Source organism: Bradyrhizobium sp. (assembly GCF_004799445.1).
Taxonomy (GTDB): domain Bacteria; phylum Pseudomonadota; class Alphaproteobacteria; order Rhizobiales; family Xanthobacteraceae; genus Bradyrhizobium.
This window is the reverse complement of the sequence record NZ_SSNA01000102.1, coordinates 13,832-29,058: the sequence shown is the minus strand read 5'-3', so window position 1 is coordinate 29,058 and position 15,227 is coordinate 13,832. Positions and strand designations below refer to the sequence as shown.

Below are 15,227 nucleotides of genomic sequence, written 5' to 3'. Positions count from 1 at the left end.
AACCGACCGTCCTCCTCGACGACGGCATCAACATTCGGACCACCGGGCTGTTCCACAGCAATGTCGGCTACGACTCACCCTTCACTCCCATTCCGGCGTGAGCGCGCAGCGGGAATGGTCGCGCCTTTTTTTGGACAAACAGGAGATTGAAATGACCAAGGTCAATGGCGAACTGAACATCAACGAGCTCGAAGCTGTCGCTGGCGGCGCCCGCGACGAAGTCGTTATCGTCGGCTGCACCACGCCGCGGCCGCTCGGCGGCTACCCGCCTGGGACAATCACCTGGAATCCCTGGATCGGTCAACCGCGGCCGATGTGAGGAACGCGTTGAGCAGGTCAGCTCTCCTCCTCGTATTGGTTGCAAGAAGCAGAATTCGCGAGGATATTTTCAGGTCTTGAAGGCCCGCCGGGCGTGAACCAGCGGGCCTTGAACGCGGACCTAGCCCGTGCCCTCGTTGGTCACCGCCGTCGCCGCCGGTTGAAGGCTGTCGAGGGAAAAGCGGACATCGCAAATCGATAGCGAAAGGTCCGCTCATGAGCAAAGAGGCCATAACGCCGGTCAATGGCTGGTGGCGACGGCGGTCAGCTCCAAAGCCTGCAAAGAATTACAAGCTGGCGCAATTGCCGCGGGAACCTTTGTTTCGGCGCGGTGTAGCATCAGCGGGCCCAGCATGGCCTGCCCCACCTCGGGAGGAACGCATGAGCCAATTTGCGATCCGGCTGTTGACGCTGGCGATATCCGCGACGGCGCTGATGCTGATTCCGACGGTCGCTCCAGTCAAGGCCGAGACGAGCAGCAGCAGGCATTTCAAGAAGCATAAGAAGCAAAGGAGCCACGGCTTCAGCGTTCCCCGGTCTGCCGGTCAGGCATGGCCTGTGAGCAGGCCTTCCAGCCTGCCAGACCCGGCCTGCTCCCGAGGCTTCGAGTGTGCGAAGTGCCCGCCTCCAATGTATGAAGATCCTCAGCGAAACCCTGATGGAGGGGGCATGTGAAGCCCGAGGCGCTGCGATCGCCACGGGAATATTTTTTCCGGCGCGGTGTACCATCAGTGGGCTTCCGCATGGCCTGCCCCCACCTCGGGAGGGACGCATGAGCAAATTGGCAATCCGGCTCTTGATGCTGGCGATATCCGCGACGGCGCTGGTGCTGGTTCCGACGGTCACGCCAGCCAACGCCGAGACCAGCAGCAGGCATATCAAGAAGCATAAAAGGCAAATGAGCCCTGGCTTCATCGCTCCCCGGTCTGCCGGTCAGGCGTGGCCTGTGAGCAGGCCTCCCAGCCAGCCAGGCGCGGTCTGCCCAGGCATCGCCCGAAGCATCGACTGTCGGGTGTGGCCTCCTCCCTTCGATGACGATCCTGACCGAAAAATTTCGGGCTCTGACGGCGGTTAAGCGGACATCAGCTTGCAAGCGCCAAAGCGAGCCCATTGGGCGTTGGCTTTCAGCGCGAAAGTCCCCAATTGCCGAACGAGGCGCCCGGCCTGATCGGCGTGGTGTCGCCTTGTTCCTTGAACGCGAAGGTCAACCCGGCCCTGATCTCGTTTACGGGGTGTCCGTTGACCAGCGCATAGCGAAACGCGGCATCGAGGCTGAGATCATTCTCGACCTGCCAGATCGCCCCGAGCAGAACCGAACGGGTCTCGGCCTGCGTCCATACCTTGTCGTAAAACGTCTCAAAAACGGGGCGAACTTTCCATGTCGACGGTCCTTCGAGAATGACATCGAGGAATGCCTCGCCCTGCTGATCGCGGGTGAGGTTGGCCTCGACGTTGAAATGGGCGGTCCCCCAGTCCCAGCGTTGCGACACGATGCCGGCCCAGCTGAACCCGACCCCCGGCTCGGCATTGATGCCCGGCAGCAGCGGTCCGAATTCGGTCGCGATGCTGATGCCGGATTGGCCCTGAAGCACGCCGGGCTGGATCACATATTTGAGGAACGCGCCGGTGGCCGCGAGGCTGGCGGGGCCGCCGCCCGGAGAAATCGGGGTCAGCATTTGGGACTGCAGAACCACCTCCCAGCGCTCGGCAAAACCGTAGTTAAAGACCACTCCCGGCGCGATCAAACTCGACTGCGATCCCGTCTGCAGCCGGCCCGCCGGCTCCAGTTCGATCTCAACTTCATTCAGGGCGGCCACGGCAGCATCGGTACCATCGAAAGGCCGATAAGCGGCCGCCGGCCACGCCAACAGGCAAATCACCGCCGCCGCGACCCGGCCGATCGCAACCAGGAGGCCGGCCAACCGGCCGTGCAGCCTCCAACTCCGATCTTGCCCCGAGGCCATCCTGCATCTCACCGCGACATCCGCCAGGGCGAGCGATCCGGCCACGACTCCAGCGCCGCCTTCGCCCACTCGGTGGATTTGTCGGTATGGCACAGGTTGCAGGCGTTTGGAATCTTCAACGTGTCCGTATCGCCCGGCGTGACGAAGTGGAAGCTGTGACTTCGAACGTTCTGGTCGGCAATGGTCTGTTCGATCTTCGGCATATGACAGGCGATGCACTCGTTACCCGGACTGCCTGCCTTGTGATGGGTATGCGCCTCGACGCTGGGCGCACGCGGGCCGGCCTGTGCGTTGGGACCGTGACAGTCGAGACATAATGCATTGCCGGGCTTGCGCACCATGGCGACGTTTTCATTGCCATGCGGGTCGTGGCAGCTGAAGCACGTGACGCCGCGAGCATACATCAGGCTTTGCACGAAATCGTTGCCCTGCATGCGGTTCTTGTGGCCGGTTCCGTCCGGAAAGTGGGTGAAGGTAGTTTCGCCGAGCTTATGTTCTTCAAGCTTCCAATAGTCCTTCAGATCTTTGCTCACGTCGTAGCCGACCGGCCAATCGTAGTATTTCTCCTGAATTGGCTTGGTGAGAGGCTGCCCCTGTGAATGACACTGGATGCAGGTGTCGCTGGCGTGCACGTAATCGAAGTGCGCCGGATTGAGAATATTATCGCGGACCGGCTTTTTGCCATGCGCCTCGCCCGGACCGTGACATCGCTCGCAGCCGACATTCCACTCAGTGACGGTCTTCATGTTGATGTCGTAGTTCACGGAATGACAGCCGTCGCAGAGCGGTCCCGTGGGCCGCTGGAAATTGTCGGGCGGATATAGAGGCGCCCACCAATCGCCGGTGTTGGGGACGAAATAGCGGCTCCAAGTTTGATGGAAGACATCCCATTGGACAGGAAGCGGGAAATAATCGTCGCCCACCTTCTTAAAGTAACGCTGCTTCCACCGGCTGCCGTAGACGAGGGCGACGTCGTCCTTGGTGAAACTAAAGACCGGGTTGGGTTTTGAGAGGTCCGGGATAATGGCCTCGGGATGTTCGCGGGGGTCGCGCACCACGTTGGCCATGCGCGTCTTGCTCCAGCGCGCGTAGACGCTCTCGTGACATCCCTTGCAGGCAACCGATCCGACATAATGCCCGTGATCCGGCATTGTCGTGGCCGCGTCGGGCGACAGCGCGGTGGCTACCTCGGGCGACATTGCCGCCACCTTCGGCAAGTGCCGGATGAAGCTCACGAGTTGCCAAATCTGACGGTCGGGCAAATTCCACGCGGGCATGCCGGTGTTACGAATGCCATTGCGGATGTGATAAAACAGTTCTCCGTCAGACGTTGCCGCGATGGCGGGCGAGCGCAGCGTGGGTACGCGCGGGAATTCATTGGAGCCGGTCGGAGTGTTGCCGCCGCCGTCATAGGCGTGGCAGGTTTCGCACTTCTCGCGATAAAGGTCTTTTCCCAATGCGATGTCAGAAGGATCAGGCGCCGGATTTATGCTCTTTTTTGCCTCAGAGGGAACGCTCTGATGCAGCAACGAAGTCGCGATTATGATTTCGGCTGCCGGTGGTTCGGTGCGCGCGCTCGACAGACCCGGAACCACTTTGGCGTAAAGAACACCAAGAATTGTGGCCACGACGACAACCAAAAAACACGAGATCGCGAATTTTCTTCCCATCATTCTTGTCCGTGATAGGTCACAAGGAAAAACGATAGAAGGCGTCGTAGAGCAACAGCCCGGCTTCGAGCTGTGCGAGATCGTCGCAACATCTTTCTTGGGGTCATCGTGATCTCCTCGGGCGGTTACTGTCGCTCCATTTTCTTTCTGCTTCAGCTAGTGAACCATCACCCACGTCGGCTGCAGGATAGGGAATGCGATTAGGCCAACGACTGCCGTCGCGGCGATCAAGAGCGGGTTACTGACTTTCCAGCGAAACAGCACCGTGAGCGAGGCGATTCCAATCAGGGCGGTGAGCCAGTCGCCGATGGCGATGCGTCCGAGCAGTATGCAAGCGCCCAGAATCGTGCCGATGGCTGCTGCATAGGCGCCTTTGACAAATCCCTGCACGTTCGGATTACCACGATGACGCGCGAGAAGCGGCGCGGCGATCAGCACTAGAAGGAATGACGGGAGGAAGATGCCGATCGTGGAGACCACCGAGCCCCAAAATCCCGCGACGAGATAGCCGACAAAGGTTGCTGTGATGACAACGGGCCCAGGGCTGATCATGCCAATGGCGACAGCGATCAGGAACTGGCGTTGATCCAGCCAGCCAAACTGCTGGACAAGTCCTTGTTCAAGGAACGGTACGATGACGAGGCCGCTCCCGAAGGTCAGCGAGCCTGCCTTGAGGAAAAACAGCAGAAGCTTCCCCAGGATCGAGCTTGAGGCCGTGGGCGCGAGCTGCGCGAGTATTGGCGCCACAGTTACCGAGAGCGCCACTGGCGGCGCTCGCTTGAACAGGCTGCCGTAATACAAAATGCCGACGATGCCCGCCCCGATGAACAGGACCGCCACTTCCGCTTGAAGGATAACGGTGACGGCGAGGCAGACCGCGGCGATCGCCCATTGCAACCAGTCTTCCATACCGAGCTTTGCCAGCCGGTAGCAGGAATGAAGGATCAGCGCGATGACCGCGGGACTCACGCCATAGAAGATGGCGGTCACCGGTTGCAGGTCGCCGAGATAGACATAGAGAGCGCCCAGCGCGGCGACGATGACAAAGTTCGGAAGGATGAAAGCCCATCCACCAGCCCAGGCGCCCCAGAATCCGCCACGGAGGTATGAGATATAGATTCCGACCTGAATGGCCAACGGTCCGGGCAATGACTGGCAGATCGCGATCGCCTCTCGCATCTGCTCCTTGGTGAGCCATTTGCGTTCATCGACCAGTTCGCGCTCCATCTGGCCCACCAGCGCAACCGGGCCGCCGAAGCCGAGAAAGCCGAGGCGCAGGAAATAGCGCACCAATTCGCCGAGATGCCCTTGTGGGATTGTGGTAGACGTCGTCATTTCGCGCCTCACAAATTGCAATACCGTCGGTAGAAAATGCCGCTTTCTGACCTCCTCAATGAGCTGCAGACGAACTCAACATCAGCGCAGCACTTTGGCCGCAGGCTGTTCAACACCGCCGGTTGCCGCGTACTTTGACGACGGGCTCGCCGCTTCCTTGGCGAAGTCAAACGTAAGCGTCGCGAGAATGCTGTCGCTGGTGATTCCAAAGAGGTCGCCGACCCGGGCTTTGGCCATGTCGTGGACGTAGGCTATGTCGAGCTTGAAAGGCGAAAACTTGTAGGTAAGTCCCGCCGTTGGAGAGGTCTCATCCAGGCCGACCCTGAGGATCAGATTGTCAAACACTTTCTGCTCGAAACCCAGATTGGGATTATAACTGACCGTATGCGTTCCCGCGATGGCATTCCATTTCTCGATACGCGTTGCGCCGATATCGATCAATCCGCCTTTCCACGGCTGGTAGGATCCACCCAGACGGTATTCCGTAGTTTGGGCCATGCCCTCCGCGACGCCACTGGAGTCGATGCGACGCTCGAAATCATTGTTGTAAAGCGCGCGAAAGCCAAACAGCCATGCTTTGTCCGGTTGCCAAGCCAGACCAAACCCACCGGATGGCCGCCAGTCGGTCTCCCATTTCACGGGTTGGCCGCCCGCCGACGTGGCATTAAATTGCGATGTCTCATGTGACAGGAGGACGCCCGCCGAGAGCCCGTAGGCCAGCGGCATTGCCACCTTTACAAAGACCGCCTCGTCGTTTCCCTTCCCGACCATAGGAACGGCGGTGGGGCCAAGACCTTGAGCCTTGGCAAGGAATTTGACGTCGTTGGTGCCCTGCTGCATGGCAATCGCATAGATCGCCAGGTCGTGCCACAGGGACGGTGACGTCGCGCCGACCGCCTGGAAATTGAAGTCGTTGCCGTTCGTGTAATGGGTGTTGCCATAGTCGAGCACTGCGGTGTTCGCATCCTGCCATACCAAGCCGTAGTTACCCCAGGTTGCCCCGTCTCCGCCAAAGCCAATCGACCGCACCCCCTTTTTGATCTGGCCCGACGAAAAATCGCGCATCGCCAACTCGGGCGATTGAGCCCGCGCCGAATCCGCAAAGCCACCGACGACAGCGATAACGAGAAAACACGCCAACCAGATGCGGCTGTCCAAGCCTCGGCTATTTGAGTTGCTCATTTGATAGACCCCCAATGTAGTTGATTGGCGTTTTCGCGCCGTCGTTCACGACCTTCATGCTTGATAGGGGTTCGTGCATACTCGCCCGCCCACGCGGACTCCACCGAAGTAGCCAAGTTTCGCCTATGCCCAGGAAGGCCGGGTGGTGCGCGCGGGGGTTGAGAGATCGGGTTAATGGCAGACATGGCGCGCCCTTGGTGAAAACCGGACGCGATTCTTGGGCATGTCGCCTCGTGGGGAGATCGCTTCCCCATGACGGAAATACAGACGATGTGATGTCGTTTTGTCAACGACATTTTTTTGGCGCGGGTCCGAGTCCCCCGACGCAATTGCTTCGGCCGCCGCGGCGCGACTCTGAGTTCGATGCCGTAAAGTTCACCGGCTGAATTGGCCGGATACGCGCTCCTCGGGCGGCTTGGTGTGACGAAAGGCATATAAGAGCGACAAATCATAGGTGATCTTCAGCACGCCGCAGACCACCAAGGGCAAGCCCGTGAAGGAAGTCGTAAGCAGCGCTCCCGCCAAGGCCGGACTAAGCGATGATGCAAGGCTGCGGGGTACGGCCGTGACGCTGGCCGCAGCCGGTCGCTCGGGAGGCGTCACAACGGCCATCACATAGGACGTACGTGTCGGGACGTCCATTTGCGAGAGCGCCGAACGCAGCAGCAATAGGCCGAGCACCACGAGAAGGTTTGTCGAAAACGCGGCGAGGATCAGACAGAGACTTGAAGGTATGTGAGTGAATACCATCGTGTTCACGAGACCGAAGCTTTTCGACAGCCGCGCTGCAACGGGATAGGAAAATGCCGCCAGCACGTTAGACCAGAAGAAAAACAAACTCGCCGCGGTAAGCGACAAACCGAACCGCTCAAATAGCCATAGTGCGACCAGGGACTGCACCGCAAAGCCGCCGGCGAATGCGTCCAGGCTGAATAACGCAGCAAGTTTGTAGACAATCCCTTTCGAGGGACCGAGGGCCGCTGGACGAGACGCAGCTTCATGCGGTTGTGCGTGAGGCAAATAGCGGTAGATGGCCGCAGCCACCAGCCCTAGCGCTGCGTAGAAATAAAACATCGCCTTCAATGCGCCGATATTGCTAACGCCTACCGACACCAAAGCCGTCGGCACCGCGGCCGCCAACGCTCCGGCAGCGCTCGAAAGTCCGCCGATCAGGCTGTAATGAGCAAAAATGCGGGTGCGATCATGGTCGGGTGCCTCCCGTGCCAGCATCGCGTGCTCAAGCGGAACAAATAATCCAATATCTCCGCTTGAGGGATTCATGGTGCCTACAAACGCGATGAGGAGAATGAACGCGAGTTGCTCTGTGGCCGGAACGGCTATTCCTGTCGCAACTGTCGCAAAAGCGCCAACCAACAGAATACTGCGCAAATCCCTGCCTGGAGTGAGAAATCCAATCGCGAGCGTGATGGCGGCCGTTCCAAGAAGGGCCGCGCTTGCCACAATTCCGATTTGAAACGGGCCGAAGCCAAGCTCGGACAAGTAGGCTGGCAAGATGATGATTGCGAATCCGTCGCCAAAACCGCGCGTAGCGCGCGCGGCGTATAACAGGAGGATGTCCGTGGGCTTTCTCATAGTGGTTCTTGAGCTAACTCGTCTCTCTTAGTCACTTGCCCGAAGTCACCATGTAGTCCGCAAAATGCATGTAGCTGTCCGCTTTTGACCACAGGCCAACCCGGCCTGACACCGCTTCGGAAAGCGTGTGCTCCAGATAGAGCTTACCATCGAGATAACCTTCCACCTTGGTGCCGGAAATTCGAACCTTAAGGTCGTGCCATTGCTTGCTGGCGGTCGGCGTATTTCGGACCCAGGACACCGATGAGCGTTTGCCTTTTTCGAACTTCCAGAGAACCAAATTGTTTTCGAGACAATTCGCGCGTAGTGCCAGGTAGTCCCCATTCGGTTTCAGATTGAACAATATGCCGGCGCCCTGGTCGATGCGTCCGGATAAGCCCTCGAACCGAACGGCGATCTCGCCGCCGCTGAAATTTTCGACGTTCTTCGCGACAGCATAAGGGTAGTACGCATAAGCTTGGACCCGATCGAGAAATTCCGCATAGCGCTCGCCGTAAAGCGCTCTCGCTTTGTCGGCAACCCCCGCGGAGGACTGGCCTTCCTTCCATTGACGGCCATCGACGGCCAGGACGTTCTTTCCGGCTTCGCTTTCGATGCGCCAGATGCCGACGACCGCCACAAGCGATTTGGCCTCCGCTCCGACGGTCTCGCTTGAAAAGTCGATTTTGGTCGGCTGCTGTGCCGCGGTTGGCAGCACTAAGGATGCGAGGACGAAAGCAGAGACCGCGATGGAAATTGTGTTCATGATTGCACCTCCTTCATCACTTATGTTGCGGTTGGTTTCGGTAGACGTCGGCTCCACCACCAAGCGAGGGCGATACAGAGTGGAAGTCCGAAGAAAAACCAGAAGAGAGCCGACTGGCTGCCGGCAACCAGTGGATAGCCCGGATAATCGCTTCCCGGGGCAGGTGCGGGAGTACTGACCCCTGCGAGGCCGTACAGCATCGGAAGGATTTCTCGCGGACTGGTCGAACGGCTGACGTCTGATCGACCGCCGTAGGCGTATTCGACCTCGCCGTAGCGGTCGCTGCCTGCATTTGTTGCAAGACTTTGCCGCTCGCCCGCCAGACGGACCGATACCATCGGCATTGTACGCTCAAGCTTCGCCAGCACGTTACGCTGCAAGTCGGTGTAGCGCGGGTCTTCTGGCGCCAGATGAACCGTTACGACCAAGGGCTGCGGCAGAGTTGCGAGCAGGTGCTGGTCGGCTATGGGAAACGAGTTGCGTCGATCCTCGGTGACATCGAACGTGAGTCTGATCTGCGTCACCAGGCCAAGGGCGAGCGCCACGGCAAAGACGCAGACGATCGAGCGAATGACCTTGTTGCGGAGGCGAACTCCCGGCGGCAGCCAAACGGCGGCCAGCGCGGCGAAACCGAACACCACCGCGCAAACACCGGCGACAAGTCCAGCCGGCAAAAGACCTTGCTCGAACGCATGCAGCACCTGGGTCAGCGATAGGCTCGCAATCCATGCGAGTAACCCGGGTTGACCGGCCACCGTGAAATCCAGCACCCATGAACCGATCGTGAAGGCGAGTGTAACGATCGCGGCAGTCGCCGCGCTTTCCGATACCGATGCCGCAAACAAAGCGATGGCCCCGACGAGCAGCCCGTAGAGCAGATGTCCACAAACGAGGTTTAGCGTTTCCGGTGCAGATAGGTGTCCACCCAGCAATTCCCACATGACCAGCGCTGTGAGTGCGGGGATGCTTGCAAGCAACCAAGCCGTGAGCACAGCCGCAAGCTTGGCTGTAATCAAGGTGGGCGAGCGATAGGGTAGTTGAACCAAAAGACGCAGCGCACCGGACTCCTTTTCCTGACCGAGCACACGAATCGCGACAAAGGGGAACAGAAGCGTGACCGCCACGTAGAAGGCCCCAAGGGTCGGAACCAAGATGCCATCCAACGGCGATAAAGTGCTCGCGAGCACCGGTGATTGCAGCCCGGCAGCGCTCGCTTCGCCGTAGAGCGATACAGCCTGAAAGAAACTGTATCCGACCAAAGGACACATCAGCAGCAACATGATCCACAACGCCCTGCCGCTGAGCGTTTCCCACAACTCCTTGACGAACAACGGCCGCAATGGAGCGCTTTGAACGTGAAATGTCTCAGGTGAGCGCAAGGAAAATATCCTCCAAACTTCCATCGGCAATCCCGGTTTTTGCTCGGAGATCGCTCAGTGTCCCCGCACCGCGAACACGGCCATCAGCCAGGAGAACAAAGCGATCGCAGACTCGCTCGGCGTCCGACAATTGATGTATCGCGAGAACAAGCGTCCGTCCTTTGATGGCTTCTCGACCCAACACATCGACGATGGCGCGAATCTGACGCAGGTCAAAGCCATCGAACGGTTCGTCCATGAGAAGCAGCGGGTGCGGGGTAAGAAGTCCCAGCGCCAATATCAGCCTTCGGCTGTAACCCTTCGACAGCGCGTGCACACGTTTGTGGAGAACCGACGACAGGCCCACCGATTCAATCGCATCCTCAACCTCGCTTGTCGACCTTCGATAGACATCTGCAAAGAACGTCAAAACCCGCGTAACCGGTTGCTCCCCGTAAGGTCGCACGCCATCGGGAAGATAGAAGACGGCTTCGCGTCGGCGCGAAGGCGGCAACGGCTTTCCGTGCCAGCGAACGTGACCATTATCGACCGGCTGCATGCCGGCGACGGCCTCAAGCAAGGTGGTTTTGCCGGCGCCGTTCGGACCGATGATGCCAAGGATCTCACCAGCCTGGATGTCGAAGACGACATCCGAGAGGATCGTCTGATCCGCATATCGCTTGGAAATCGAATCCACTCGTAGCAGAGGTAGATCGCGCGCTTGTTCCGAGGGGGACGCAGCTACCATGGGGGGCGTCGAAATGCGCGGGATTGGTCGATCTAGCGAGACCATGCGAAGAACTCCGTCCATGCGCAAAATCTCCTCGACAGGTCGAGTGAAACACGAAAGGCTAGCCCTTCGTGCTCGCCGTCTTGTCGAGCGCAGCGCGCAAGCCTTTGGCAAGCTTCGAGGCATCGTCCACGGCCCAAAAATGCAGGAAGAACAGCCGCGGCTGCTCGTCCAGCATGTGGCTGTGGACCGCGGTGACGTCGATGCCGTTGGCCCGCAATGCCTTAATGACGGGATTCACTTCGTCATTGGTGAGGACGAAATCGCCGGTGATGGCGGCCTTGCCGCCGCCCGTCGGCTGGAAGTTGATCCCGGTGGCTACGCCCATCGGTCCGACCGGGCTCATTTGCATCCCATCCTCTGTGATGGGATCGCGCCGCGGTACATTGAACTGATAAACGCCGCCATTGGCTTGTCCCTTGACGCCGATGATCTGGTCGAGCTGCGCGGTGTCGAGGTCGACCGCGGGAGGCGGAGAGGCCGCAGCTGCAATCGAAAGTGGAGTCTTGCTGGCGGCCAGCGCATCATGAATAACGGCCGCCAGTTTGGCCGGATCACCGTGGCCTCCGACGTGCATGTAGAATGTCGCGGGGCTGGAGCGCAGCAGGTGATTGTGCACGGCCGTGATCTCAACTCCGCCTTCGATTAGTTTGAGCATCACCGGATTGACTTCGGTCTCCAGCAATACGAGGTCGCCCATGATCATCGCTCCCCCGTGCGCCGGCTTGAACGCGACCCAGCCGCCAAGGGCCAACGCCGGCTTGATCGTCACGCCATCAAGCGTCACGGCGAGATCGGTGCGCGGAAAACCATAACGATGTACGTCGCCCGACACGGCAGGTTTTCTGCCCAAGGCGTCGTCGACTTTTTGCCAGTCAATCTCCTGGGCTGTTGCAACAGAGATGAATGAAGCCGCAAAAAGCGAAGCCAGAAGCCAAAGTTTGGTGCGCATCTTGAGATCCTCCCTGGTTTTGCAGATAATCCATTGTCTGGCGAACAGAGCTCTGCGAGATTGCCGTCATATTGTCCTGCGGCCTGGCCAAGCGAAGACCAGAGGATGGTTTTCCTACGCGTCGTTCTTCCTCGATAGCGTCTTGCGAATTGGCCGAATCAGGTTTCGGATCGTCTGGAATGCGCCAGATGCGTTTCGTCGGTCGCGTCACGACACCAGCGATAGAAGGCATCGTAGAGGGGAAGGCCGGCTTCGAGCTGTGTGAGATCGTCGGCGTACATTCGCGACAATCCAAGCGATGCCGCCAGCAAGCCGGCGGCCTGCGGCGCGAGATCGAGACGCCCGGTATCGGCGCCCCGGACAATCGTGGCCAGGCGCAGAAGGGGCTCGATCGTCAGGCCGAATTCCTCGACCATGACATCGAACGTGCATTTTTCGCCTCGATGGCTCCAGAACACGCCATCGAGATCGAACGGCGCGGCACCGAATTGTTCGGCTACACCTTCAACCTCGGCGGCGGCCACGAACAGGAACACCGCGCGCGGGTCGATGAAGCGGCGGATCAGCCATGGACAGGCGATGCGGTCCACCTTTGGCCGAGCCCGGGTGACCCAGACCGTGCGCCCCTGACGGTCCAGCGGCGGAATCCTGCCGAGCTTCAGCAACGGCAGCCCGGCCTTTGTCCAGCCCTCAATCCCCTGTTCGAGCACATCAGCATTGACGCCGGCGTGACGTAACCACGCCGCGGTTCCCTGGCTCAGGCTCGATCCGTCGCCGCAAATAACGACGGCGGATTGGCCGGCGAACTCGCTCGCCCATTCCCAGACCTCGGAATGCGACCGCCGGACCGATCCCGGCACAAGCCGTGGATTGCCTTCGAACTCGGCTTTCGGCCGAACGTCGATCAGCGCGGGACATCGCGGCGTCCCGATCAGACGCGCCAGCTTTTCCGCCGAAATTGAGTTGATTGCCGACACGGTGCGTCCTTGCATAACCCGGGACGCGATTCTTCAGCATGTCGCCTCGTGGGGAGATCGCAATCCCCATACCGGATAAGGTAGCCAGCCGAGGCTCGCTGTCAAGTACAGCGTCCCTGCTTGTCGAAGGTCATTCTTTGATGGATGGTGCGGCTGTTAAAAACAAGAATGTGTCTTTGAAATGGGGGGCGAATGCCCGGGCGAACCTGGATTTACATCCTGCTGGTTACTGCTTGTTCAATCAACTACATCGATCGCGTCGTGCTCTCGGTATCCGCGCAACCGATCTCAAAAGAGTTCGGAATCTCCACAATCCAGCTGGGCTACCTGTTCTCCGCGTTTCTGTGGAGCTATCTCGTTTTCGTGCTTCCTTGGGGCATCTATGTCGACCGCGTCGGAACGCGCCGGGCGACGACGGTCGGCATGGCGATCTGGTCAGCGGCAACGCTGCTGACCGGCTTAAGCTGGAATTTTAGTTCAGCTTTCGCTTCGCGTCTGCTGATGGGCTTCGGCGAGTCGTCAACATACCCCGCCGGCGGCCGAACCATCCGCGAATGGATGCCGGCGGGCGAACGCGGCTTCGCCACCACGGTGTTCAATTGCGGCGGATATATCGGTCCGGCGCTCGGCTCGGTCCTGATGGCCTATCTGGTGGGCAGCCTGGGATGGCGAGGCGCGTTCTGTTGCGCCGGCGCCCTCGGATTCGCCTGGCTGATCTTCTGGATACTGGTATTTCGCCAGCCCGAGGAAGCCACCTTCATCGGCGAGGCGGAACGCGCGAAAATTCTCAGGGAGCGCGGCGGCAAGGCAATCCCCGGGAAAAGCGCCCCGCTGGTCGCATTGCTGAAATGCAAGAGCATGTGGGGGCTATTCGTGACACAGGGATGCGCGGTCTATACCGTGTATCTGTTCCTGACCTGGCTGCCGAGCTACCTGCAGGCGACGCGGGGCCTCACTTTGCTCAAGACCGGCTTCTATACGGCAATTCCCTATGCCGTGGCGGTGCCGGGAACGATGCTGATGGGCGCTCTGAGCGACCGGCTGCTGCGTGACGTCGGCGTGACCTCGGGACGCCGCCGCCTGATGGTCGTCATCATGCTGCTGTGCTCGTCCGGAATCCTGATGACGCCGTGGATTACCGAAACCTGGGTGCTTCTCACCCTGTTCTCGATTTCGCTGACCTGCATCGGCAGCGCCGTCGGATTGAATATCACGCTGACCAACGACCTGTTGACCGATCCCGGCAATGCCGGGCGTGCCAACGGATTCCTGGTCACCGGCGGCAATCTGTTCGGCGTGCTGGCGCCGATCGTCACCGGCTATGTGATCTCCGGCACCGGCAGTTACGACTGGGCATTCCTGGTGGCCGGCGTGCTGTTGATTTGCGGCGCCGTCACGTGCTGGACCATGACCCGCGAGCCAATCTCGCCGGAAGGGGCCTGAGATGAACGCGCTCGAGGACAAGGACGCGATTCGCGAATTGCTGGCCGAATACTGCTTTCTGCTGGATTCATACCGGCTGAAGGAATTCGGCCAGCTCTTTCTCGAAAGCGGCGAGTGGGTCTCCCGAAACGGCAGCGCGACGGGTCCTGCCGGCATCGAGCAGTTCATGCGTCAGCTCGTGCCGGAGCCGGGTCCGGGCACCAGGCGCAAGCACCTCACCGCCAACATCGTCATCCGCCTGAACGGCGATGTTGCGGAGGTGACATCGAATTTTCTGGTGGTGCGCGACACCGGCGCGGGTCCGGCGATCGCGGTGGCGGGGACCTATCACGATGTCGTCGCAAGAAACGGCGCGAGTTGGCGCTTCAAGTCGCGCCAATTGACGCACGACATCGCCGGCGAGAGCGGCTTGAAACCAGTTGGCCCGTGAAGCCGGCGGCAAGTCAGCGCAGCCTGCTCAGCAACGCCACCAGCGTCTCGCGCTCCCTCGCATCGAGCGGCGCCAGCGTCTCCCGGGTGATCGCCAGCGCGTTCGGCGCCACCTTCTCGGCCAGTTGCTGGCCCGCGCGCGTCAGGCTGACCAGCAGGCGGCGGCCGTCCCCGGGGTCGGCGCTGGTTTCAGTCAGACCACGCGCGGTCAGGCGGTCGATCACGCCCTTGATGGTGGCGACATCCATCGCCGTCAGCCGACCGAGCTGATTTTGCGAGCAAGGTCCGGTCTCGGTCAGCTTGGCAATCGCGGCCCATTGTGCCGACGTGAGATGGGTCCCGATCTCGCGCGCGAAGATCGTGGCGTGGCGCTGCCACACCTGGCGCAGGATAAAGCCGATCTGCTCCTCGAGGACGTAGGCCGGCCGCGGCGGCTTGATGCTCCGTTTCGGCGAAACACTCCTGGTCATG

Annotated in this window: 14 protein-coding genes; 3 read left to right on the top strand and 11 right to left on the bottom strand. The window is 60.1% G+C overall.

Translation table 11 applies throughout. From position 1 onward, the window contains the following. The first annotated feature begins 151 nt into the window (after window positions 1-151). Window positions 152-319: a hypothetical protein gene (locus tag E8A46_RS14120; protein WP_291561614.1), complete on the top strand. Its 168-nt coding sequence runs from the start codon at window positions 152-154 to the stop codon at window positions 317-319. Window positions 320-1,442: 1,123 nt separating this feature from the next. On the opposite strand, the gene E8A46_RS14115 is transcribed toward E8A46_RS14120, so the two are convergent. The 10 genes from E8A46_RS14115 to E8A46_RS14070 all read right to left on the bottom strand — a co-directional run bounded on the left by E8A46_RS14115 (window position 1,443) and on the right by E8A46_RS14070 (window position 12,884). Then, window positions 1,443-2,240: a hypothetical protein gene (locus E8A46_RS14115; RefSeq protein WP_291561613.1), complete on the bottom strand. Its 798-nt coding sequence runs from the start codon at window positions 2,238-2,240 to the stop codon at window positions 1,443-1,445. A gap of 50 nt (window positions 2,241-2,290) precedes the next feature. Beyond that, window positions 2,291-3,952, bottom strand: coding sequence for a c-type cytochrome (locus E8A46_RS14110; protein WP_291561612.1), 1,662 nt, complete (start codon window positions 3,950-3,952; stop codon window positions 2,291-2,293). Window positions 3,953-4,108: 156 nt separating this feature from the next. After that, entirely contained in the window at window positions 4,109-5,287 is a 1,179-nt protein-coding gene (gene chrA, locus E8A46_RS14105) for a chromate efflux transporter (protein ID WP_291561611.1), read from the bottom strand. A gap of 81 nt (window positions 5,288-5,368) precedes the next feature. Then, window positions 5,369-6,445 carry a hypothetical protein gene (locus E8A46_RS14100; protein ID WP_291561610.1) on the bottom strand — a complete coding sequence of 359 codons (1,077 nt, stop codon included), beginning with the start codon at window positions 6,443-6,445 and terminating at the stop codon, window positions 5,369-5,371. A 399-nt stretch (window positions 6,446-6,844) separates the two neighbouring features. Then, complete coding sequence (locus E8A46_RS14095; protein ID WP_291561607.1) at window positions 6,845-8,062, bottom strand: MFS transporter; 1,218 nt, start codon at window positions 8,060-8,062, stop codon at window positions 6,845-6,847. Window positions 8,063-8,093: 31 nt separating this feature from the next. Then, entirely contained in the window at window positions 8,094-8,867 is a 774-nt protein-coding gene (locus tag E8A46_RS14090; protein WP_291561618.1) for a LamG domain-containing protein, read from the bottom strand. After that, on the bottom strand, window positions 8,828-10,210 hold the full coding sequence (locus E8A46_RS14085) for an ABC transporter permease subunit (protein WP_291561606.1): 1,383 nt from the start codon (window positions 10,208-10,210) through the stop codon (window positions 8,828-8,830). The genes E8A46_RS14090 and E8A46_RS14085 overlap by 40 nt, the downstream gene beginning before the upstream one ends. Next, window positions 10,173-10,976, bottom strand: coding sequence for an ABC transporter ATP-binding protein (locus E8A46_RS14080; RefSeq protein WP_291561605.1), 804 nt, complete (start codon window positions 10,974-10,976; stop codon window positions 10,173-10,175). The genes E8A46_RS14085 and E8A46_RS14080 overlap by 38 nt, the downstream gene beginning before the upstream one ends. 40 nt (window positions 10,977-11,016) lie before the next feature. After that, on the bottom strand, window positions 11,017-11,907 hold the full coding sequence (locus tag E8A46_RS14075) for a DUF1259 domain-containing protein (protein ID WP_291561601.1): 891 nt from the start codon (window positions 11,905-11,907) through the stop codon (window positions 11,017-11,019). A gap of 158 nt (window positions 11,908-12,065) precedes the next feature. Beyond that, a complete protein-coding gene (locus E8A46_RS14070) occupies window positions 12,066-12,884 on the bottom strand; it encodes a sulfurtransferase/chromate resistance protein (protein WP_291561600.1) in 819 nt (272 codons plus the stop codon). A 192-nt stretch (window positions 12,885-13,076) separates the two neighbouring features. Here E8A46_RS14070 and E8A46_RS14065 point away from each other — a divergent pair, with 192 nt between their 5' ends. Both E8A46_RS14065 and E8A46_RS14060 read left to right on the top strand, forming a co-directional pair. Then, window positions 13,077-14,327 carry an MFS transporter gene (locus E8A46_RS14065; protein ID WP_291561598.1) on the top strand — a complete coding sequence of 417 codons (1,251 nt, stop codon included), beginning with the start codon at window positions 13,077-13,079 and terminating at the stop codon, window positions 14,325-14,327. A gap of 1 nt (window position 14,328) precedes the next feature. Continuing rightward, window positions 14,329-14,757, top strand: coding sequence for a nuclear transport factor 2 family protein (locus tag E8A46_RS14060; RefSeq protein ID WP_291561597.1), 429 nt, complete (start codon window positions 14,329-14,331; stop codon window positions 14,755-14,757). Window positions 14,758-14,770: 13 nt separating this feature from the next. On the opposite strand, the gene E8A46_RS14055 is transcribed toward E8A46_RS14060, so the two are convergent. Further along, window positions 14,771-15,226: a MarR family winged helix-turn-helix transcriptional regulator gene (locus E8A46_RS14055; RefSeq protein ID WP_291561596.1), complete on the bottom strand. Its 456-nt coding sequence runs from the start codon at window positions 15,224-15,226 to the stop codon at window positions 14,771-14,773. Window position 15,227 lies beyond the last annotated feature (1 nt).

What these genes read in the sequence shown, in the direction of transcription:
- E8A46_RS14120 (WP_291561614.1), top strand. Translation starts at nt 152, where the DNA reads ATGACCAAGGTCAATGGCGAACTGAACATCAACGAGCTCGAAGCTGTC.
- E8A46_RS14110 (WP_291561612.1), bottom strand. Translation starts at nt 3,952, where the DNA reads ATGGGAAGAAAATTCGCGATCTCGTGTTTTTTGGTTGTCGTCGTGGCC.
- chrA (WP_291561611.1), bottom strand. Translation starts at nt 5,287, where the DNA reads ATGACGACGTCTACCACAATCCCACAAGGGCATCTCGGCGAATTGGTG.
- E8A46_RS14095 (WP_291561607.1), bottom strand. Translation starts at nt 8,062, where the DNA reads ATGAGAAAGCCCACGGACATCCTCCTGTTATACGCCGCGCGCGCTACG.
- E8A46_RS14085 (WP_291561606.1), bottom strand. Translation starts at nt 10,210, where the DNA reads ATGGAAGTTTGGAGGATATTTTCCTTGCGCTCACCTGAGACATTTCAC.
- E8A46_RS14080 (WP_291561605.1), bottom strand. Translation starts at nt 10,976, where the DNA reads ATGGACGGAGTTCTTCGCATGGTCTCGCTAGATCGACCAATCCCGCGC.
- E8A46_RS14075 (WP_291561601.1), bottom strand. Translation starts at nt 11,907, where the DNA reads ATGCGCACCAAACTTTGGCTTCTGGCTTCGCTTTTTGCGGCTTCATTC.
- E8A46_RS14065 (WP_291561598.1), top strand. Translation starts at nt 13,077, where the DNA reads ATGCCCGGGCGAACCTGGATTTACATCCTGCTGGTTACTGCTTGTTCA.
- E8A46_RS14060 (WP_291561597.1), top strand. Translation starts at nt 14,329, where the DNA reads ATGAACGCGCTCGAGGACAAGGACGCGATTCGCGAATTGCTGGCCGAA.
- E8A46_RS14055 (WP_291561596.1), bottom strand. Translation starts at nt 15,226, where the DNA reads ATGACCAGGAGTGTTTCGCCGAAACGGAGCATCAAGCCGCCGCGGCCG.